The organism is Saccharibacillus brassicae, from assembly GCF_006542275.1.
Classification (GTDB): Bacteria; Bacillota; Bacilli; order Paenibacillales; family Paenibacillaceae; genus Saccharibacillus; species Saccharibacillus brassicae.
Genome location: NZ_CP041217.1, coordinates 4,951,024 through 4,972,397, shown reverse-complemented (window position 1 = coordinate 4,972,397; position 21,374 = coordinate 4,951,024). Strand labels below are relative to the sequence as shown.

Sequence of the window (21,374 nt, the reverse complement as noted above, 5' to 3'; positions counted from 1 at the left end):
CTATATTTGATTGATTCGGCCCAATCGCTGGGGTATATTCATTTTATTTAATTTCGCTCTTATAGGACGAGGTCATTTTACTTCAGATAGTTGTCTGATCTGAACATTTTGAGGAAGGAGTGTGGGTAGGCATGAACACTATGGATTCGGAGCACTATGAAATTACGCAGTTTGAAGAAATCGATTTTCCTTTCCATTGTTTTCAAATCTCAAATCTGCAAACGCTGCCCCACTGGCACAATCACACCGAGATCATTTATGTACGCCAAGGAGAATGCACGGTGTATATCGACGGAATCGCCAGAATCGGCCATGAAGGTGACCTGATGTTGGTTCCAAAAGGAAGTTTGCACAGCGTACTGCCTCGGTTGCCGGCCGAATATTTGGCTCTTGTGATCGGCGACACCTTATTTACTTCCATGCTGCGAGACGTTCATTGCGAGGCCGCTTTGGGTTCATCTCTGCTTAATGGATCTCTCGCGCCGCTTCATATGACCCCTGCCCACGCGGCTTATCCGGAATTATCGAATCTGATCAAGAACATCATTCAAGAAGGTACACAAAAAAAAGAAGGCTACCAATTGTCGATAAAGGTATCCTTGTGTCAATTTTGCATTTTTCTGATGCGTCATTTCCCGAATTCGGTCAAAGTTATTTTCGATTCCCGTCTTCAAGGCGCCCATGTGCTATTAATCAAACAAGCGCTGGAATACCTGGCTCTGCATTATACAGAAAAAGTAACCATAGCGGATATGAGCCTGCATGTTAATCTGAGCGGACAGCACTTTTGCCGTTTGTTCAAGTCCTACACCGGCAAGACGTTCACCTACTATTTGACCGATTTGAGGTTGGATCACGCCAACCGATTGTTATTGACGACCGACCTGCCCATAACCCGAATTCCGGAGCTGACAGGTTTTTGCAACGCAAATTACTTTTCCCGGATTTTCAAAAAAAGATACGGGCACGTGCCTTCCCATGTGAGAAAAAAACTCACTCCCGGCACGGTCAAGCAAGCCGAGCCGATTAGAGGTGTTCAATAATACTGGCCTTCCCTGAATGCCTTGTTCAAGTCTCTTTGTTTCTTCTGCCGGTAGAGAACCCTTCCGAATTCCCCGGTTGGCGGTATGACTCGAAGGATGCGCTTGGCCGGTATGGACCGGCTTAATACGAGTTGGTAATCTTCGAAGATGTACTCCATAAAAGCGGCATCTGTCCAGGCTTGCCGATAAAGATCGGGATTTTTCCGGAGTTCAGCTTTCCCCAGCTGCATGTAATCGATAGGGCTGTCCGGATCTTGATTCATATATCCCGTTGTACTCTCGCCGATTCGCCAAATTACGGTCTGTCGCATGGCTTGGCCCAGTTCTTCGAGTGTCCGTATCGGTTTTTCAAATTCATCTGCTGTAGTAGCCCCGACAAAGTGACCCAGGTACCCGGGCAAATCCCGTTCTTCCACGCGAAAAATAAACCCATTGTATGTCTTCCCATCCTGCCTGAATCTTTTCAAAGCTTTCATCCACCATTTATCTACGGCCTGATGTCCGGTTAGCGGAAAACAATAGATTCCATTTGAACTTTTGCGAATACCGTTCTTCAAAATAGATTTCGAATAATTAACCGGAGACCAGTGAACAACAAGCATTGGCGCAGCTCCTTTTTGTCTCGCGGACCTACATTTCCGTAGTTTTGTCGTAAACCCTTATGACGCCGTCATGAAAAAGTTCGATGACCCGCTTATTCTTTTGGTAAATCCATACGTCCGGCGAGACCGCGGTTACGTCATCCAGACGCTCGACGATCCGGTTCATGCGTGCTTCGATTACGGGCTGCGATCCATGACTCCATACTAGATGGTACACCTCTTGTTCATGAGCGTACCGGCTTGCAAGAGCGTTCCGATCCAGTTGTTCGTATCCCTTGTACAGATCCCATTCTATTCGTCCGTACGACGTGATTATAAATTCTTCTGTAAAAGACCGCTCCAGTTCTTGTGATTCTGTATCGCCGAGAACGGCTGCGCCGCTGCCCAGTGCGTCCAAGCATTCTTCAAATAATAAATTTCTATGTTCCTCTTCTTGTCTTAACCGATTTCGTTCCAACAATCGTTCCAGCTTTGTTTTTCGGTCTTCCTTTTTCATAGTTAGATCCTCCGTTTCCAAGTATATCAGCCGATGGGAATTACGGGAATGTACGAATCACGCACAAAAAAGCTTAAAGCAGGAAATCCCGCTTCAAGCTTTTCTCTTTTAACAATAAAAATAAACTTCGCAATCGTCCGGCCTACCACGAGACGGTAATGATCGTCGTCGTCGAGACCAGCTTGCCGCTTAGGCGCTCCGACTTGGTGACCATGATCTTGGTGCCCGACGGGCTCCATCGCATCCGGTCGCCGGCGTCGGCCAGGTCCGGGGACAGCAGGAACGATTGGCCGGTCGCGGAATCGGCGATGTAGAAGCCGTTTTTGCCCGTGTCGCGGCCGGAAGTGACGGTGTAGGCGAGACGTTTGCCGTCCGGGGACCAGCCGATGCCGAAAAAGCCTTTGCCTTCGGCCAGCGTCTTGATCTCTTTGCCGCTCGGGTCGGTCAGCAGAAGCTGCTCCCGCGTGTCGTCGATCCGCTTGATGACCGCAAGCTGCGTATCGTCGGGCGACGGAACAAGGCTTGGGATCGACGTGCCGATCTCCGAACGCTTGCGCTGCGCCGTATCGTACACGTACATGCCCCAGTCCGTATCCGACAAGCCGTAATACAGACGGCCGTCGCCGCCTGCGGCGGTCTCAAGCGAATTCAGAAGCACGGTGCGGCCGCTCTCTTCGTGGAGCAGCGTCTCCTGGCCGGAGAGATCCGATTGGTACAAGCCGCCGTTATGCTCTTTTGCGTACGCGACATGCGCGTTGTCCAGCCAGCCCGCGTCCAGCGAAGACGCGTATTCGCCGGACGCGCCGGTGTCGATCCGCGTCAGCTTGCGGCTCTCCATGTCGAGCAGGTACGGAATGCCGCTGACGCCGCTGTCGTCCAGCAGGAACAGATGCTTGCCGTCCGGAGACAGCAGCGGGGCGCCCCAACTCTTGCCGTCGCCGCCGTGCAGCAGCTCTTCTTCGCCGGTGCCGAGGTCGCGAATATAGAGGCTGTACGGCGGCATCTGCGTCTCGCCGATCCAGACCGGCTCCGCTTCCGGATCGGGCTTCTGGATCAGGATCCGCCCGTCGCCGAGCCAGATGCCGCCGAGCGTCTCTTCGAGCTCGTCGATCTTCTCCAGCTTCAGGCCGGAGTAGACCGATTCGTTCGGATTCGGCCGGACCGTCACGGAAGGAGACGCCGAAGGCTGCTCCGCGGAACTTTGCGCCGCGCCGGCAGGGCTCGAAGACGCCGCCGGCTGCATCGCCGCTCCGCCTTGAACCTGAACTTTCTCTTCGCCCGCGCAGCCGCCGACGGCGAACAATGCGAGCAGAATGCCGAGCAGCACCGGCGTGCGCCGCATGGTCTTTTTTTCCACAGTTGATGGCATATCGCTCGTCCTCCTCTTGATGCTGCCTCCATTGTATCGGCGAATTGCGTCCAAAAGATGTCCGATTCGAAGCGTTCGCCAACCGATGTCCCGTATCCAATGTCCGATGTCCGGCTTTATGCCTCATCCACCGGCGGACGCGCCGGAAAGACCAGTTCGAACGCCGTGCCTTCGCCTTCCGCGGGCAGCAGCTCGATACGGCCGCCCTGCGTCTCCACCAGCCGCCTGACGAGCGACAAACCGAGCCCGCTGCCGCCGGACAGCCGCGCCCGGTCTTTGTTTACCGTATAGAACGGTTCGAAAATTTTCTCCCGGGCTTCATCCGGAATCGACAGCCCCGTATTGCGGACGGTCAGCCGCACTTCGTCGCCTTCGGGCCCGCCGCGAATGTAAGCCGTGCCGCCGGGGCGGTTGTATTTGATCGCGTTATCCAGCAGATTCGTGAAAATATGCATGAAGCTCTCGGCGTCGCACCAGACTACGGCGGGCCGCACGTCCACTTCCAGCGTTACCCCGAACCGCTCGGCTTTGCCGCGCATGCGCGCCGCCGCGTCGCGCAGCGCCGCCGACGCTTCCACTTCCGACGCTTCCAGTTCGAAATCGTAGCGTTCCAGCGCGGACAACCGCAGCACTTTTTCGACCATTTCGTACAACCGCTGCGCTTCTTTGTCGATGCTCTCGCGCGCTTCGCCGAGCAGCTGCGGATCGTCCCGGTACAGGTCCAGCAGTTCGGTGTACGCTTTGATCGTCGTCAGCGGCGTTTTGAACTCGTGGCTGATATTGCCGATATACTGCTTCTGCCGGTGCTCCAGCGCCTGCAGCCGCTCGACGGCCTGGGCAAGCTTGCTGCGCTCGTCTTCCAGTCCCGCGATATTGCGCTGAATCTCCCCGCTCATGTACGTGATGCCGCGCCCGAGTTCGCCCAGCTCATCCCGCCGCCGCAGCGGCTCCCCGCTCAGGAACTGGCCCCGGCGGATCTGGTCGGCCGACGCTTTGAGCTTGAGGATCGCGGTGGCGAAGCGGCTGTAATATACGAATCCGAGCAGGAAAGCGGCCGCCGTGACCGAAGCGCCGACGAGCAGAAACAGCCGGCGGATCGCGGCGTAGAACGTCAGGTAACTGTCGATCGGGTAGTCGAAACGGATCGCGCCGATCTGTCCCTGCGGACCTTCCACCGGCGCAAAATACAGCATCGTCTCTCCCCGGCTGCCCTGCCTGAAATACGCGATGCTGCCGCCGAGCGCATAATCGAGCGATTCCGACTCACCGCCTTGCAGCTGCCCGCCTTCGCCGCGAACAGCGCGGATCGAAGAACCGAGCACGCTGCGGTCTTTGGCGTACAGCGTGACCGGCATGCCGGTCAGATCCGCCAATTCGCTCGCGAGGCGCACGCCTTCGCGAGTGTAGAACGCCGAAGCGTCCGTCTGCGGCGTCTCCGTATAATATTCCTGCCGCAGCCGAAGATTCGCCAGCTGGGTCTGCCGCGCCAGCACTTCCTCGATCTGCGCCGCCTGATTATCCCGGATACCGCGCAGCACGAGGCCGCTCAGCAGGCCGACGCTCACGATCAGCAGCGCGGCCAGCACGAGCGTGAACTTCAGCCGGATGCCGATCTTCATGCGGGAGCTCCGCCGATCGGCGCCGACGCTTTGTAGCCGACCCCATATACGGTCTGAAGCAGCGCCTGATGTTCTTCGCCCAGCTTCTTGCGCAGCCGCTGCACATGGATATCGACCGTGCGCGTCCCGCCCGCGTAGTCCATGCTCCATACGCGGTCAAGCAGGTCGTCGCGCGTAAAGACGCGGGCCGGCCTGGAGACGAGCAGCGTCAGCAGGTCGAACTCTTTGGGCGTCAGCTCAAGCACCTCCCCGGCAAGTTCCGCCGAGCGGTGCGAGATACGGATCCGCAGCGGGCCAAGCTCCACAAGGTCGCCCGCCTCGGCTTCGTCCGCCGCGCGTTCGCCGGCGTCCGGGGCGGAGGCCGTACTTTTTTCGATCCGCCGCATCAGCGCTTTGACCCGGGCGAGCACTTCGCGAATCTCGAACGGCTTCGTCATATAATCGTCCGCCCCGAGTTCCAGACCGACGATTTTGTCGATGATGTCGTTTTTGACCGTCAGCAGGATGATGCCGATTCCGCTCCGGTTCTCCAGACGCCGACAGACTTCGTAACCGTCCATCTTCGGCATCATCACGTCGAGCACGAGCACCGAAGGGCCGAACGAGTCCACCTTGGATAACGCTTCCTCGCCGTCGGATGCCGTCTCGGTCTCGTAGCCTTCGCGCTTGAGCGCATAGGCGATCGCGCTGCGGATGCCCGGTTCGTCGTCGACGACCAGCACTTTTCTGCTCATATTGCGTTCCTCCCGTCACTGGATGTTCCCCTCCATTAAACACCATCTCCTGCCAAAGACCAAAACTTCTTCCGTAAAAAAAGCAAAATGCGCAAAAAGGCCGCGGCAGAGGCGTAAGCGCTCCGCATGCGGCCGAGAGGTGTTCCATAGCTTCCATAGAGAGGATTCGTAGACGCGATGGGTAGGCATAATCCGTAAATGCAATCCGTAAACGTAAACTGTAAACAAGATCCGTCAATGCGATGCGTCAATGCGCTCCGTCAACACGATCCGTAAATGCGGCCCGTAAGTGCGCTCTCGCGGATACGGTCGTTCGGCAGAATCGCCTCGCCGCAAACTTTCCGCCGCCGAGCCGCGCAGCGAAGGCCTGTACCCAGCCTTTTGCGACGACCCAGCCTTCCGCGACGGCCTAGCCTTCCGCGACGACCCGGTCTTTGCCCGCCCGCTTCGCGATATACAGGCGCCGGTCGGCAATGCCGAGCAGCTCCATGCGGCTGATCGAGCCGCCGTATACCGTATGCACGCCGATACTGGCCGTGACCGGCAGGGTGCCCGTAATCGGGCTCCAGTCCGCGCCGCGGATCGCCCGACACATCCGGTTCGCCAGTTCCAGGCCCTGCTTCTCGTCGGTACGCGGGAACAGCGCGACGAATTCTTCGCCGCCCATGCGCGCGACCGCCGCCGGTTCGGCCGCGGCGACCGACAGGATCTTCGCCACGTTGATCAGCACCGTATCGCCGACGACATGCGACAGCGTATCGTTGACCCGCTTGAAATAATCGAGGTCGATGATCGCGATCGTAAGCGGATCGCCGCTCTCGCGCGTCTGCTCCAGCAGCTCGTCGATATGGTCGTCGATAAAGCGCCGGTTGCGCAGGCCGGTCAGCGGATCGCGCAGCGCCATCTCGCGGAAATGCTCGCTGCTCTTGCGCGCTTCTTCCGCTTCGAACACGGCCTGGAAAATATGCGCTTTCGCTTCGCGTTCCGCGGAACGAAGCGCTTCCGCTTCTTCGTGGAATACCCGATGTTCTTCGTACGCTTCCTTGTAGCGGCCGGCTTCGGCGTACAGCTCGGCCTGGCGCAGCCGGGCCTGCACGCAGAGCGCGGCCAGGCCGTGGTCTTCGCACAGATGCTTCGCTTCGTCGAGCATGGCCTGCGCTTCGCCGAGCTTGCCCTGCAGCAGCTGCGCCTGGGACAGCGTCAGCATGCACTCCGGCAGCGAAGCGAGTTCGCTGAGCCTCCGTTCGGACGGGTCGGTAATGACCGGCAGCAGCGTCCGCTCCGCTTCGTCGGGCCGCCCGAGCAAAATCTCGCCTTTTGCGATCGTGTCGAGCTGCATCGCGATAAGCGGAAAATGGTGGCGTTCCGACAGGTCGCGGATCCGCTTGATCATCTCCGCCGCTTTTTCCAGATCGCCGAGGTCGTAATAGGTAAATGCCATATTGTTGAGGGCAAACAGCTCGAACTGCACGTCTCCGGTCGCGTTCGCGATCGCCAGCACTTCGTCGAACCGCTGCTTGGCGTCTTCGTAAGCGCCGGATTCGTCGAGCGTCAGGGCGAGCGTCATCAGGTGATCCGCGCGGGTCGGAGGCGCAACGCCGGAAGGCAGATGCTTCAGCGCGCGCAGCGCGTGTTCGAGCGCGCTGTCGTGATCGCCCAACCGGCGGAAAAACCCGCCGAGCAGCCGGTGGCTGCGGGCCAAAATATGCTCTTGATCGTTCGCCGCCGCCCAGGCGTTGATCTCGCGGATCAGGCGGCCGCTGTCGGCGATCTGCCCCTGCCGGCCGAGCACGTCGGCGTGAATAAGCCGGGTGCGCTGCGTCAGCTTCTCCTGCTGGAGGCGGGCGGCGACGGCGAGCGCCTGCTGCACGGGCACGATCGCCGAGTTGATGTCGCGATAAGGCTGGATTTCCAATACGTCGAGCACGCGTTCAAACTGCTCCGCCGAGCAGGCGTCCGCCCCGTTGTCCGGGTCGAGAAGTCCCCAATCCGGCTGTTTGAACTGTGCGCTTTTCTTGTAAGAATGATGGTCCGGCAAGGTTTCTCCTCCCCCATAGCAGCAGCAATTTCCGTTTGAATCGGCCGTCATTCGTCCACGGCACAATTCCCAAGTATACCCTATACTACGATTCGCCGACGGTAAAATCAATGGTTTTGTGCATAGTTTGACCTATTATATAGGAAAAAAGACCGATTAGAAGATCTCTTCTCCCGGTCTTTTTCATTCTTGTCAGCTTTGCGCCAAAATGTCCAGCAGCGTTCCAGGAATGCGGAACTGCTGCCCGTTGATATGGATCGTCTTCAACAGCTCGTGTTCCTCGGCGTCGTGCGCATCCTTGATCGCCTGGACTTCGTGCTGCAGGCGCTCCATTTGCAGATCGAGCGAACTTGCGGAGTCGGCGGCGGCTTTCAATTCGCCCAGCAGTTCTCCCGGCACGTCCTGATTGTATTTATAAAAAATTTTATGTTCCAGGCTGGCCCAGAAATCCATCGCGATCGTGCGGATCTGAAGTTCCACGCACACATGCTCTGTCCGGTCGGACAAAAACACCGGCACTTCGACCAACAGATGCAGACTGCGGTAGCCGTTCGATTTGGGGTTGGCGATATAATCTTTGATGTCCAGCACTTTGAGGTCGTTCTGCTGCTGAAGCATCTCTCTCACTTTATAAATGTCGGAGATAAACGAACACGTAATGCGCAGGCCGGCAATATCGCGGATATGCGTCTTGATCGACTCCAGCGAAATGTCGTAATTTTTGCGGATCAGCTTGTTGACGATGCTCTCCGGCGATTTGAGGCGCGACTTCGTATGTTCAATCGGACTGTAGTCGTGCAGCGTCTGAAATTCCTGCTTCAGGATGTCGATTTTGGTCTCCATCTCGTCGAGAGCAAACTTGTACGTCATCATGAAGCGGGTCACTTCGTCGCGAAACGACTTGAGCTGCTCCATCGGGATTAACTCTTTTTTCAGGTCCACAGCGTTATTTTCCATCAATTTCTGTTTCGTTCCTCTCTGCGCGAGGCGTCGGAACTCGGCGTCCGGCTGCCTGTAAAATATTCGTATGCCTTGAATATCGGTCACTTTAAGTATAGAGGTTACCCCTTTCTTTTACAAATAGCCGCCGTCCGGAAAAAAGAATGCGCAAAAAGGTCCGAACCCCGCCCGCGCGGCGATTCGGACCTTACGATCAAGCGGGGATCAAGCCGGCCGGCTTACTCCGCCTTGACGAGAATCTTGACCTGGTTTTTCTCTTTGAGCAGCGTCTCGAACCCTTCGCCCAGCACGTCGTCCAACCCGATCCGCTTCGTCACGAGCCGGTCGGCCGGGAAGTAACCCTGCTCCATCAGGCTGATGACCGCCGGGAACACGTCGCGGTAGCCGATGATGCCCTTCACGGTGCGTTCCTTCATAACGATGCGGTTCGGCAGGATCGGCGCTTCGGTCTCGAAAATGCTGACGATCATCAACTCGCCGCCGATGTTCGTCGATTCGAGCGCCTGCGTCAGCACCGGCGGAACGCCGGTCACTTCGTAGGCGACGTCCACGCCGCCGTTCGTGCGGGCGTGCAGCTCGGCCACGACGTCGATTTCCTTGGGATCGAGCACGATCGCGCCGAGTTCGGCCGCTTTGGCTTTGCGCTCCGGCGACAGCTCGATCGCGTAGATCTCGGCGGCGCCCGACGCTTTGAGCGCTTCGATCACGAGCAGGCCGATCGGGCCGGCGCCGAAGACGGCCGCTTTGTCGCCGACTTTGAGCTTACTCTGGCGAACGGCATGCAGCGCGACCGCGGACGGTTCGACCAGCGCGCCCTGTTCATAGGACAGACTGTCCGGAATTTTGTGCACCATGTATTCTTCGGCTGCGACGTATTCGGAAAATCCGCCTCCGCCCCCGGCCAGGCCCAGGAAGCCCATGTTTTCGCACAGATTGTATTTGCCTTTGCGGCACGCTTCGCACTTGCCGCAAGCGTAGATCGGCTCCACGACGACGCGGTCGCCGACCTGGACGCGTGTCACGCCTTCGCCGGTCTCCACGACGCGGCCCGAAAATTCGTGGCCCATGACGACCGGAGCGGATTCGCCCGTGATCGGATGCGGTTTGCCGGCCGGAATAAAGATCGGCCCCGCCGTATATTCGTGCAGGTCGCTGCCGCAGATGCCGCACCATTCCACTTTGATCTTCACTTTGCCGGGCTTCGCCGCCGGTTCCTCGATCTTCTCCAGACGCAAATCCTTCGGTCCATGCCATCTCAATGCTTTCATTGCCGGTCATCTCCTTCGATAGTGTGGGTCGACTGCTGTTAATCTCAAATCACGTCTCTTTTCGGAAACGTTTCCGGAATTAAATATGTCACACTCCTGTCACATTGTCAAACGAAGATCAGGCAAATGTCCTTGCGCGAATCCTTCTTTTTTCCGTGTAAAAGGTCAAATATAAAAGTTTTAAAGCTTCTACGGCGTAATTTGCGACTTGTCCGCGGCGCGGATGATATAATAAAGAGACTGAGCACGAGATCGCATACGAACCGGAAACGATTCCAATCCTATAAATAAGCGAGGTTATGTACGTGAGCACCAAAAAAGTTACGATCGAAGACGTCGCCCGGCAGGCGAACGTCGGCATTGCCACCGTCTCCCGCGCGATCAACAATGCGGACGGCATCAGCGCGAAGACGCGCCTGCGCGTGCTGGAGACGATCGAGGAACTCGGCTTCGTCCCGAACACGTCGGCACAAAGCCTCAAAGTCCGGCTGACCAACCAGATCGCGCTGGCTGTCCCCGATATTCGCAACGCGATCATTCCCGATATCGCCTGGGCCGTCGAGCAGGCGGCGAAGGCGCACGGTTACCGCGTCGTCCAGATCAACACCGCCGGCAATGCCCGGGCGGAGCTCGAAGTCGTACGCGACCTCAAAAAGCTGCATGTGGACGGGCTGATCATCATGCCGCTCGCTTATCCCAAAACGCTGCCGGAGCTGATCAACAAAGCGGGAGTGCCGATCTCCGTCATCAATTACGGCAAGCAGCTGGACGATTCGCTGCAGGCGGACGTCGTCTGCCTCTCGATGCTGGAAGGCCGGCTGGTGATGGATCATCTAGCGCAGATCGGCCGCACAAGAATCGCTTATGCAGGCACGCAAAAAGACGTCATTGAAGACCGTTATCTGGCTTACGAACGGTCGCTCGATCGCGTCGACGCTTCGCTCGTCTATTTCGGCGACGATTTCTCGCTGCAGACAGGCATCCGCGCCGCGGATTATTTCCACGGACTGGTCCATATGCCCGACGCCGTCTACGCGGTCAACGACATGGTCGCGATCGGGCTCGTGAACCGGTTCAAGGAACTCGGCGTGCGCGTACCCGAAGACGTGGCCGTCGTCGGCATCGACAACAACCAGTGGACGACGATCAGCAGCCCGCAGATCAGTTCCGTCTCGATCATGGGCACCGAAGTGGCGCGTCTGGCCGCGGAACTGCTGCTCAAGCGTATCCGGGAACAGAGCCGGGACGATTACGAAAAAGTGCAGTTCGAACCGCGCCTCATCGTGCGGGAATCGAGCGTCTCGCCCAAGCGTTCGACGCTGCGCGGCAGCTGAACGCATTCCAAAAAAGCATCGGATCGCGGCGGAAGTTCCGGCTGCGATTCGATGCTTTTTTTTGGATAGGACGCTTTTTGAAATAAGACGGTTTTTGAAATACGGAAAATCAAGAAATCAGGCACGATCCCGCAAAAAGGCGCGAAACTCGTCCAAAGCTTCGAATTTCAAAATATCCACGCCTTGTTCCCGCAGATAACGCTCCAACGCGATGCCGAGCCGGTGCGCCGCCGATTGAAGCGGGATCAGGCTGGCCGGATCAAGCAGCGACGTCAGCTGCGGCAGCTTCGCCCGTTCGGCCAGCCTCCGCCCTTCGCGCATGGCGTCGGCTCCGGATTTGCGGATGCCGGTCTCGCAGAATACGAGAAAAGCGTTCAGGTCGGCGTCCGCCTGGGCAGCCGCGAAGAAAGCGGCTTCGTAGTCTTTGCGTTCGCAGGCTAACTGCACCTGGTTCAGCTGCCCCTGGAACGCTTCGAAAAATCCGCGGCCGCGCCGGGCATGATCCGGCGTCCCGGACTGCGTCTCGCTGCGCCGCTGCGCGATCAGCGCCCGAAGCGAATCGGCCAGATGCCCGCACGCCGCCACAATGCCGGGAACGTCGGCGCTGCGCAGCAGCGTGTGCACCGTCGCTTCCAGATCCGCGGGCCGGATCGGCAGCGCGTAGAGCTGCGTCAGGCTGCGGCCCCAGCTTTTGCGCAGATACGTCCGGTTCATCAGGGCCACGGCTTCGAAAGCCGCGGTCATGAGTTCATACGCCTGCAGCCGATACTCGGACAGCGGGCGTCCCGTTCCTGCGCGGCGAAGATCGTGCAGAATCGGATAGACGGCCTGCAGCTTCGATTCCGCAAGGGCGATAAATGCCTCTTCCCCTTCGAACGAACGCAGATCCTTGATGCGCAGCTTCAGGTCGTTGAACCGGTCCAGCTCTTCGTCCCCGCGCATATAGAGCAGCTTGCAGTCGGCGAGAATGCCGGCCTGCCCGTCTTCGAGCTTCGACATCCGTTCCGCCCGTTCCCAGCTGAGCGGCCAGAAGTCGAAGCTGATCCCGTTCACGATAAACGACAGCGCGGCCGCTTCCCCTTGCGGATTCGCCGGAATAAAGAAAAAGTCGAGATCGGACCGCTCCGTCGCCGTCCCGTCGAGATAAGAGCCGTAATACGCGGCGATCGCGATCTCGTCGGCATAATCCCGACGGATGCGGTCGATCAGTGCCGAAGAAACGCCGAATACGTTGAACTTGTCCATACCTGAGATTCCCCCGTTATCCGCCCGCCCGGAAAAAGCGGACTTTTATTGTTCATCCTAGCATTTCGGGGAACGCAGAAGCAAAATTCGTGCCGAAACGCAAAAAGGATGCCGGGTTGCCCGGCATCCTTGCTGCGACAGGTCTGTTCAAGCCGGTGCCAAGTGTTGAACCTTTTACCGGCGTTTACGGATGACAAGACGTGTCGTGAAAAAAATTACGAAGCTTTTTTCTGCTGCTGCTTGAGGGTATCCACTTTGACGCGCAGGACGGACGTATCTTTTTCGCCGGCCGCGTTTTTCAGCACGGCTTTGTACGCGTAGATGCCCGGTTCTTTGCCTGTCACGTCCGTCACGGCACGCTGTGCGCCCGGCGTTGCCGCAGTCAGGCTCTGCTTGTCGATCAGCTTGCCGTTCTCGTACAGTTCGTACTCCGAAGCGTTCGTTCCCCACCACAGGTTCATCGTGACCGTGTAGCTGCCGTCGCCGTCCCAGTTGTCGCTCGACAGAACCGCTTCGCCCGGCGAAGCGTCTGTGACTTTGACTTTCAGCTGTTCGCTTTTGCTCGTGCCGAAGCGGTTGGTCAGTTCGATCACGTAGTTGTACGTGCCGTTCGTTTTGCCCGTGACCGGAACGCTCAACTGCTGGGCGTTCGGGGAAGCGTCCTTGAGTTTGCCTTCCGAGATCACTTGGCCTTCTTCGTACAGCTTGTACGAAGTGGCGTTGTTGCCCCACCACAGGTTCATGGTCACGTTGTAGCTTCCGTCTCTCAATCCGTTGTCCTGGCCGTTATCGTCCGCCAGAACCGGCTTGGCCGGAGCGGCCGTTGCCGGACCGTCGGTCGGCTGTTCGACCGGAGGCTCTTCCACCGGCGGTTCTTCGACCGGAGGTTCAACCACAACGGCTGCTTTGACGATGTCCGAAGCGCCGCGCGGCTTGAGTTGGAACACGCCGCGGAAGATCGCGGACACGCCCGTCACGTCCAGCTTGTCGCCTTCGGCGAAAGCGAATTGATCCTGCGTCAGGCCGGTACGGCCGTCGACGCGAACGCGCGTCGTGCCGTTGTCCGACACGGCGTCGAATTCAAACGTGCCGGCCGGAGTGGCCGCCGCGAGATTCGATACCGTCACGTTTTTCAGTTGGATCAATTGGCCCTGATTGGCATCCGTCGCGGCGGCAGCCACGACAGGAGCCGGTACGTCGGCCGTTCCGATCTTCTCGATCGCGACCGGAGTCACCAGTTCAAGCTCCGTGTTGTACAGCGCAAGCGGCGCCGTTACGCGGATCTTGTCGCCCTGGCGAAAGCCGCTCTCGCTCTGGTAGACGTAGATGCCGCCTGTTGCGTCCTGCAGGTAGAACGCCTGGCCGCCGAAAGCGCCCGGCTCCGTCGTCGCGACGCCTTCAAGCGTCACGACCGTGCCTTCAGGCTGCGTGCGGGCCGAAGCGATCGTGCCCAGCTCGGGAATCTGGCTGCCCGGCTCTTCTTCTTCGATCGCCGGAAGAGGCTGCGCCGGCACGTTCGCAAGCGTCACGCTCTTCGTGATCAGGTTCGTACCGTTCTGGCGCAGACGCAGGCTGGCCGCACCGGATGTGCCCGGCTTGATGCGGATGCCGAGATCGCGGTAAGCGTTGCCCTTGGCATCGGCCGTTACGCTGAACGACTGGCTGTAGCCGTACGAAGCCGGCCATGTGCCGTCCGGATTCTGGATCATCGCGACCTGCGTTCCGCCGGTCGTGTAGATGCCGGCGCTGTAGCCGGACACGGTTGCGTTAGGCGCCAGGTTGCCGATTTGCACGCGAATCTGGAATTCCTGCGCGTTCGGCAGCTGATCCTGGTGGATCAGGCTGTATTCCGGCTGGGTAACCGTGACGGACGAGCCGTACGAACCCGGCTTGAACGTCGTAGGGTCCCACCATTTGTAGCCGGCTGCCGGAGCGGACCAAGGTTCCGCCTGCGGCTCGGTCGAAGCGGCCGGCGCTTCGAACGGCAGCAGCGGCGTCGGCTGGTCGAGCGTCAAGCCGTCGACCTGGCTCAGGCTCGTGTAGCTCTCCTGATTCGCCAACCAGTTGACCGTGTTCAGCAGCAGTTTGGCGTCGTCGACTTCTTTGAAGCCGTCGTACGTCGTTTTTTTGCTGCCCGTTTCTTCGCGCAGGTATTTCGGCGTCACGTCTTCGACCGGCGAAGAATCGCCGATGAATGCCGCTTTGCCGAGTCCCACTTTGGATACGGCCACGTAAGGGCCTTCTTCGATGCCACCGCCATTATAGACGCCCTGATCCACGGCGTTGCCCCATGCCGCGTTCGTTTTCGGCAGGTAGACGATGCCTTTGGCTTTGGCCGGGTCCATGATTGCAAGCGTCGAACCTGCGTGCATGGCGACGCCGTTCACGCCTTCGGTAATGCCGAATGCCTGGTTGGCGGCTACGATGTTGTTCGCCGTAAGGTCGCCCAGCGCGTTATAACGGAACCGCACGCCGAAGTTTTCGCCGAGCCAATCGGAGCTTTCGACCCCTTGCATCGCCGCGGAATTTTTCTCTTCCGCGCTCATGCCTTTGGTCGGATCTTCCCAGGCGCCGCGGCGGTAGCCGTTGATCGACTCCGAACCGTCCCAGCGGTTTTTGTTGCGGTCGGCGTTGTAATGATCGCCGACGAAGAAAATGCTGCCGCCCTGCTGCACGTATTGCAGCATCGCTGCTTGTTCGCTTGTTTTGAACGGAATATTCGGTTCCGATACTACGAACACGTCATAATCCGCCAGATCGGCGTATGTAATCGGCGTCGTCTTGCGCAGTTCCTTGACATCGTACCCCTGGCCCGCGATTCCGTTGCCGAAATCGGAGAAGCCGCCGTCGATGACCCAATCCGCCGCGCCAGCCGTTTGGCCGTGCGTGTTGTCGAACAGAACTTTTTTGCCCGCGTTCTGGTTGACGACTTTTGCCGCGATGAAAGGTGCCGGATCGTTCGCCGTCTCGGCCGACGCCGGAACGGGAGTCAGCACACCGGTCTGAATAGATGCCACTACGGACAGTGCAAGTGCTGCCTTGATTCCTTTAGACTTCAAAAACGAAAACTTTCCCACTTAACCGCCTCCTGTTGGATCTGTTTTGAGAACATTTTTCGCAACTATCTGATTTTGGTATCAGACCGCTCGATTTCCATTCTAGCATGGGTTTCCGCAGGAAAGTTCATCGTTTCGTAAAATTTGTGAGAAAAATTGTAAAAACTTCGTAAAACCGAACAATACCGCTTTTTTTGAGCGAAAGTTAGACAATAACCAATTCCGGTTCCGGCACGAATCCGAACTCGGCTTCCACTTTTTCCTGCACCAGCTTCACCAGATCCGTTACGTCTTCCGCTGTCGCCCCGCCGCGGTTCTGGATAATGTTGCCGTGATGGTCGGAGATCATCGCGCCGCCCCGCACCGTTCCGCGCAGACCGATCCGGTCGACCAGCTTGCCCATCGGCTCGCCGATCGTATAGTTGTTTTTGAACACGGAGCCGCACGACGGGTAATCGAAATGCTTTTTGCCGCCGCGGTCGGTGATGACGTCCAGCAGTTCCTGACGCAGTTCGTATCCGGCCCGCGCCGCCGCGTTCAGCTCGTTCGTGTAATGGCGGAAATAGTTCGGCAGCACCGACGTTGACAAATTTTTGGACTTGATCTTGGCGAACAGCTCGTCCGTCTGCTCCGGCGTCAGTTGGGGATCGACCGGCAGCTTGAGATCCGCGCCGACGACGATCCACGGCTTGCGCATAAACACCGATTTTTTGTAGCCGTATTCGCAGCCGGAGAGCGGCACGGAGATGAGGCCCCGTTCCGGGTGTTCCTTGTCGATCACGTACGCCGTCTCCAGCACGTCGCTGATCTGGTGGCTGAAATATTTCGCGTTCATGTAGACGCCCGCTCCGAGCGTGCCCGGCAGCAGGAACATGAAGTCGAACGAAGGAATGCCCGTGTACAGCCCGAACAGCGCCAGCAGCGTCATCGGGGTGCCCGCGGAGACGAACAGCCGGCCCGGCAGCAGCTTGAATTCGATATGTTCCTTGAGCGAAAAGAACAGCATGTCGTCGGACGGACGGTCCGGAAACAGCGTGTTGGAGCCCATGCCGAACAGAAACGGATCGAGCCCTTTGGACGTGGCGCCTTCGAGCATCGTCGACACTTCCTCGATCGTGTGCGGCAGCGCCAGATGGCGGGCTTCCCCGCCGATTTCGTAGGTCGAATGGACGGACAGGCTCGTGCCTGTACGGCACAGGCGTTCAAACGTTTGGTTTTGCGAAGTCATATTGCGTAACTCTCCTCTTGGCGTTCTTCGGATTGGAAGCTCTTATGGATGTTCTTATTATAAAATTCCCGCGGCGAATCTTGGGGAATCAATTGACGAATGACGATAAAACGTCTAAAATTTTAAGTTGCACGCAAGCATCCTACAGGAAGCGGCGGCAAAAATCAATGAAATCCCAGGTGATCATAAATGGAAAACCCAACTTACCGCATTTTGCTTTTCTATAAATTCGTTCAAATCGACCAACCGGAAGAGTTTGCGGCCGCGCATCTGCAATACTGCAAAGACCTCGGCGTCAAAGGACGGATCCTTATCGCCGGCGAAGGCATCAACGGCACGCTGTCCGGCACGCACGAGCAGACCGAGCAGTATATGCAGGACCTGCTGGCCGATGCCCGCTTCGAAGGTACCGTGTTCAAAATCGACGAATCGGAAAATCATGCGTTCAAAAAATTGTTCGTCCGCTACAAAGAAGAATTGGTCACGTTCCGCTACGACAAAGAGCTTGACCCGAACGTAACGTCCGGCAAGCGCCTGTCCCCCAAACAATTTCACGAACAGCTTCAGCGCGACGACGTGATCGTGCTCGACGGCCGGACCGACTACGAATACGATCTGGGCCATTTCCGCAACGCGATACGCCCGAATATCGATTCGTTCCGCGAGTTCCCGGAATGGATTCGCGAAAACATGGCCGAGCACAAAGACAAAACGATTCTGACCTACTGCACGGGCGGCATCCGCTGCGAAAAGTTGACCGGCTTCATGCTCGAAGAAGGCTTTGCGGACGTCGCGCAGCTCGAAGGCGGCATCGTCTCCTACGGCAAGGACGAAGAAGTCCGGGGCGATCTGTTCGACGGCAAATGTTACGTGTTCGACGAACGCATCTCGGTCCCGATCAACCAGGTGGACCCGAGCATCGTCGGCAGATGTTACCACTGCGACGAGCCGACCGACGTGTACGTCAACTGCCCGGTCTGCAACCTCCAGCATCTGGTGTGCGAATCGTGCGCCGACGAACACAGCCATTACTGCTCGGACGAGTGCAAAGAGTCCGTAGCGGCGGTGTAAAAAGTTTCTCGGGTGCGAGTTGTATACGTTACGTTGAAGACGCTGCGGGGCGGGGGAGCTTTCGATCGCCGTTAAAATCGATTTTCCTCTTATTGAATTGGACAAGTTTAAGGTGGGAAAAACGATTTTAAATGCGAACGCTCCGCTTCTCAATCTTCCCCCGCCCCTCCGCTACGTATACGCACCCGCCTCACTTTTGTTGTGGAGAAAAAGAAAACGTCAAGCCGTTGGACAATCCGACTTGAGGATCCTCTAACTGCGCCTCCGCAAAAAGACGGCGCGGGCGCTGCCCGACGCAAGGGAAATCGCAATAAACGTAAAAAGCGCAGGCTGCGGCCAACGCTCAGAAAAAAGGCTCTATCCGAGAAGTGAGACGCTCGGGCAGAGCTTTTTTTATTTCCTAAGACCTGTTCTTCCGCGGTGCAGGGACGCTGCGTGACGAAACGTTCGTCAATCGCGCGGATAGTTCACGGCCATGATGTCCATGAAAGGGACTTTGCGGGTCTCTTCGCCTTGCTCGACGTGTACTCTTCCGGTTCTCGGGTCCATCTTGACGATCAAACCCCGAACCGCTTCCGTTACTCCCCAGACCGTCAATTCCACAACGGATTTCTCCTGGTAGGCCTCAGTCAGTTGATTCCCTATTTCTTCCAGAACAAACTCGTCGCGGGTCGGCCGCTTTGCTACTTTTCCTTTTGCCAAACCGCTTCCTCCTTGCCTTGCGCGTGATTTGTTAATTATACCATCTTTATTTGTCAAAATCGCGTCAAAAAGCGAAATTGATTGAACAATTTACGTACATATGTTCTTAATCGGAATTCGGGCGGGAAAAATGAAGTTTTGCGGGCGAAAACAAAAAGCCCCGACGCGATCGGGCAGACGGACGCGCATCTGCGGAAGCGATCGAATCGGGGAGAAGTTCGTGTGTGTAAAAGAGCAGGAGACGGATTAGAGCGCGGCCTGGCCTGCCGGAATGGCGATATCGGCCAAAATCTCGTACGAATGCAGCCGTTCGGCGTGATCGTAGATGCCGCTCGTCACGATCAGCTCATCAGCCTGCGTGCGCTCCATGAGCTGGTGCAGGCGGCGTTCGACCGTCTCGCGGTCGCCGACGATCGAAGATTCCATCCGCTTGCGCACGGCGGACAGCTCAAGCGGATCGAGCTGCGCGGACAGGTCGGCCGGCGGCTGGATTTTGCCCGGGCGGCCGCGGGTCAGCGCGATGACCTGCTGCTGCATCGTCGTCGACAGGAATTCGGCTCTCTCCTGCGTATCCGCGGCGATGACCGATACGCCCAGCATGACGTACGGCTTATCCAGCGTCTTGGAAGGACGGAACGTGCTGCGGTACGCTTCGATCGCCCGGTCGAGGTAGTCCGGCGAGAAATGCCCGGCGAACGCGAACGGAAGGCCCTGATAAGCGGCCAGGCGCGCGCTGAAATCGCTGGAGCCGAGCAGCCAGATCGGAATGTCCAGCCCTTCGCCCGGCACGGCGCGGATCGGCGCATGGTACGACGTCTTCGAAGCGTCGAAAAAGCTGCGCAGTTCTTCCAGCAGGTCCGGGAAATCTTCCCCGCTGTTGAGGTCGCGCCGCAGCGCGAGCGAAGTGCGGCGGTCGCTGCCCGGCGCGCGGCCGAGACCGAGGTCGATCCGGCCCGGATACATCGATTCCAGCGTGCCGAACTGTTCGGCGATGACGAGCGGCGCATGGTTCGGCAGCATGATGCCGCCCGCGCCGAGCCGGATCGTCGACGTGCCGGCGGCCAGATAGCCGATTACGACCGACGTGGCGGAGCTTGCGACGCCCGGCATATTATGATGTTCCGCGACCCAGTAGCGGTGATAGCCCCATTTCTCGGCGTGCTGCGCCAGATTCAGGCTGTCGCGGAACGCGTCGGCCGCCGTCTGCCCTTCGAGAATCTGGGACAGATCGAGCACGGAGATCGGGATATCCCCGATCTGCCGGACTTTGCGGTCTTCTGCTCCGCGAACAGGTTCTTGCGATTGACTCATATCGATCTCTCCTTATGGGTGTAGTTTGACTGGGTGTAGGTTGACGTCGGAGGGCGGAGCGCAGTCTTAACGCCGCGCTTCCGCGCCGCCGTCGGAGCTTTGCTTTTTGTACAGGCGATCGAGCTTCGGTTCAAGCAGCCAACCGAGGCGCGCGCGCACGAAGTCGGAAGACAGCGCCGCCGCCAGCAGAACGCCGAGCGGAATGAGCAGCAGCATCCACGACGCTTCGCCGTACGTCTCGTAGAAGCCGGAAGCGATCAGTCCTTTGACGAGAAAACCGTGCAGCAGGTACGCGTACAGCGTGTTGCGGCCGAGTGCGGACAGCACCGGAACGTTCCGGCCCGTCATGAGAATCATCACCGCTCCGCCGATCAGCACCGCCGCCGCGTAAGCGCCGACCCGGTAAAGGCCCGCGCTCCATTCGGGATGATCCAGCGCCCGGTACGGCAGGCTGCCGTAGAACCATTCGGCGCGGAAGTCCTGTCCATAGTTTACCATAACGAAAGCCGACGCACCGAGCACGGCCGCCGAGATCCCTTTGAGGAGAGGCGTGCGCAGACGGTCGATATGCGTTTTATCCAGATAATAGCCGGCCAGAAAAAACGGGAAAAAGACGATCGTGCGCGAAATGCTCGCATAATACTGCGCATCCGCCGCGTAGCCGGCCAGAATCGCGATCGCAAGCGAAATCGGCAGCGCCCAGCGGATTTTGACCGCGTAAGGCAGCAGCATTTTCCAGATGATCATGCTGAAGATGAACCACATGAGCCAATACGGTGTAAAATACGAGAACCGCAGCGTCGGCGAGCCCATAACGAAATAGTCGAACAGCGAATACAAACTTTCGAAAATCAGGTACGGCACAATGAGCGAACCGACCACTTTGATCCGGTAATCGCCGCTCGTGATCTTTTTGCAGAAAAAGCCCGAGATCAGCACGAACAGCGGAATATGGAACGAATAGATGAACAGGTACAGCGGACGGAAACGGTCGCTGCCGCTGAGCGGTTCAATCAGATGGCCGACCGCGACCAGCGCGATCAGCAGAACTTTCAGGTTGTCGAAATAAGCGTCGCGTCGAGCCATGGTGCCCCTCCTTCATCAAGCATGCGAAGTGTTCTGCCGACGGTGGACCGGCTTTCGCTGCTTGGGGTCCTTATACCCGCCGTTTTCGGTCATGAACCGTTTGTTGGCGCAGACGCGCGGCTTCGGCCCGTTGCTTATCCCCTTGCTTCGACGGACGCAATCGTGAATGGCGGCTTTTTCGCGGGAGCAAATCTCTTTTTTCGAAAAAAGAC

The 21,374-nt window shown here is 58.0% G+C and carries 17 protein-coding genes; 3 read left to right on the top strand and 14 right to left on the bottom strand.

The window, feature by feature from the left end; all coding sequences use genetic code 11:
- The first annotated feature begins 131 nt into the window (after positions 1-131).
- A complete protein-coding gene (locus FFV09_RS20765; RefSeq protein WP_141449607.1) occupies positions 132-1,043 on the top strand; it encodes an AraC family transcriptional regulator in 912 nt (303 codons plus the stop codon).
- On the opposite strand, the gene FFV09_RS20760 is transcribed toward FFV09_RS20765, so the two are convergent.
- From FFV09_RS20760 to FFV09_RS20725, 8 genes are all read right to left on the bottom strand, one after another.
- Complete coding sequence (locus FFV09_RS20760; RefSeq protein WP_246098402.1) at positions 1,037-1,645, bottom strand: hypothetical protein; 609 nt, start codon at positions 1,643-1,645, stop codon at positions 1,037-1,039. The two genes, FFV09_RS20765 and FFV09_RS20760, sit on opposite strands and share 7 nt — an antisense overlap.
- Positions 1,646-1,673: 28 nt before the next feature.
- Positions 1,674-2,141 carry a CDI toxin immunity protein gene (locus FFV09_RS20755; protein WP_141449606.1) on the bottom strand — a complete coding sequence of 156 codons (468 nt, stop codon included), beginning with the start codon at positions 2,139-2,141 and terminating at the stop codon, positions 1,674-1,676.
- 142 nt (positions 2,142-2,283) lie between these two features.
- Positions 2,284-3,510 carry a TolB family protein gene (locus FFV09_RS20750; RefSeq protein ID WP_141449605.1) on the bottom strand — a complete coding sequence of 409 codons (1,227 nt, stop codon included), beginning with the start codon at positions 3,508-3,510 and terminating at the stop codon, positions 2,284-2,286.
- Between the two features lie 116 nt (positions 3,511-3,626).
- The gene (locus FFV09_RS20745) at positions 3,627-5,129 is read right to left on the bottom strand and encodes a sensor histidine kinase (RefSeq protein WP_141449604.1); all 1,503 of its coding nucleotides are present in this window, start codon (positions 5,127-5,129) and stop codon (positions 3,627-3,629) included.
- Positions 5,126-5,863: a response regulator transcription factor gene (locus FFV09_RS20740; RefSeq protein WP_141449603.1), complete on the bottom strand. Its 738-nt coding sequence runs from the start codon at positions 5,861-5,863 to the stop codon at positions 5,126-5,128. Before FFV09_RS20740 ends, FFV09_RS20745 begins: the two co-directional genes overlap by 4 nt.
- A gap of 409 nt (positions 5,864-6,272) precedes the next feature.
- Positions 6,273-7,901 (bottom strand): tetratricopeptide repeat-containing diguanylate cyclase, encoded by a 1,629-nt coding sequence (locus FFV09_RS20735; protein WP_141449602.1) that lies wholly within the window; start codon positions 7,899-7,901, stop codon positions 6,273-6,275.
- A 192-nt stretch (positions 7,902-8,093) separates the two neighbouring features.
- Positions 8,094-8,858, bottom strand: a complete 765-nt coding sequence (locus FFV09_RS20730) for a GTP pyrophosphokinase (protein ID WP_170315098.1) — start codon at positions 8,856-8,858, stop codon at positions 8,094-8,096.
- Between the two features lie 221 nt (positions 8,859-9,079).
- The gene (locus tag FFV09_RS20725; protein ID WP_141449601.1) at positions 9,080-10,129 is read right to left on the bottom strand and encodes a 2,3-butanediol dehydrogenase; all 1,050 of its coding nucleotides are present in this window, start codon (positions 10,127-10,129) and stop codon (positions 9,080-9,082) included.
- Between the two features lie 305 nt (positions 10,130-10,434).
- Between FFV09_RS20725 and FFV09_RS20720 the strand changes: the two genes are divergently transcribed.
- Positions 10,435-11,463, top strand: coding sequence for a LacI family DNA-binding transcriptional regulator (locus FFV09_RS20720; RefSeq protein WP_246098401.1), 1,029 nt, complete (start codon positions 10,435-10,437; stop codon positions 11,461-11,463).
- Between the two features lie 117 nt (positions 11,464-11,580).
- Here FFV09_RS20720 and FFV09_RS20715 read toward each other — a convergent pair whose 3' ends face one another.
- From FFV09_RS20715 to FFV09_RS20705, 3 genes are all read right to left on the bottom strand, one after another.
- On the bottom strand, positions 11,581-12,708 hold the full coding sequence (locus FFV09_RS20715) for a kanamycin nucleotidyltransferase C-terminal domain-containing protein (protein ID WP_141449599.1): 1,128 nt from the start codon (positions 12,706-12,708) through the stop codon (positions 11,581-11,583).
- A gap of 215 nt (positions 12,709-12,923) precedes the next feature.
- A complete protein-coding gene (locus tag FFV09_RS20710) occupies positions 12,924-15,785 on the bottom strand; it encodes a chitinase N-terminal domain-containing protein (protein ID WP_141449598.1) in 2,862 nt (953 codons plus the stop codon).
- A 184-nt stretch (positions 15,786-15,969) separates the two neighbouring features.
- Positions 15,970-16,992 (bottom strand): UDP-N-acetylmuramate dehydrogenase, encoded by a 1,023-nt coding sequence (locus FFV09_RS20705; RefSeq protein WP_141449597.1) that lies wholly within the window; start codon positions 16,990-16,992, stop codon positions 15,970-15,972.
- 189 nt (positions 16,993-17,181) lie between these two features.
- Here FFV09_RS20705 and trhO point away from each other — a divergent pair, with 189 nt between their 5' ends.
- On the top strand, positions 17,182-18,063 hold the full coding sequence (trhO, locus tag FFV09_RS20700; protein WP_141449596.1) for an oxygen-dependent tRNA uridine(34) hydroxylase TrhO: 882 nt from the start codon (positions 17,182-17,184) through the stop codon (positions 18,061-18,063).
- Between the two features lie 450 nt (positions 18,064-18,513).
- Here trhO and FFV09_RS20695 read toward each other — a convergent pair whose 3' ends face one another.
- The 3 genes from FFV09_RS20695 to FFV09_RS20685 form a co-directional block, all read right to left on the bottom strand.
- Positions 18,514-18,765 (bottom strand): YolD-like family protein, encoded by a 252-nt coding sequence (locus FFV09_RS20695; protein WP_141449595.1) that lies wholly within the window; start codon positions 18,763-18,765, stop codon positions 18,514-18,516.
- A 246-nt stretch (positions 18,766-19,011) separates the two neighbouring features.
- Entirely contained in the window at positions 19,012-20,076 is a 1,065-nt protein-coding gene (locus FFV09_RS20690; protein WP_141449594.1) for an LLM class flavin-dependent oxidoreductase, read from the bottom strand.
- Between the two features lie 66 nt (positions 20,077-20,142).
- Positions 20,143-21,162, bottom strand: a complete 1,020-nt coding sequence (locus FFV09_RS20685; RefSeq protein WP_141449593.1) for an acyltransferase family protein — start codon at positions 21,160-21,162, stop codon at positions 20,143-20,145.
- Positions 21,163-21,374: the final 212 nt, after the last annotated feature.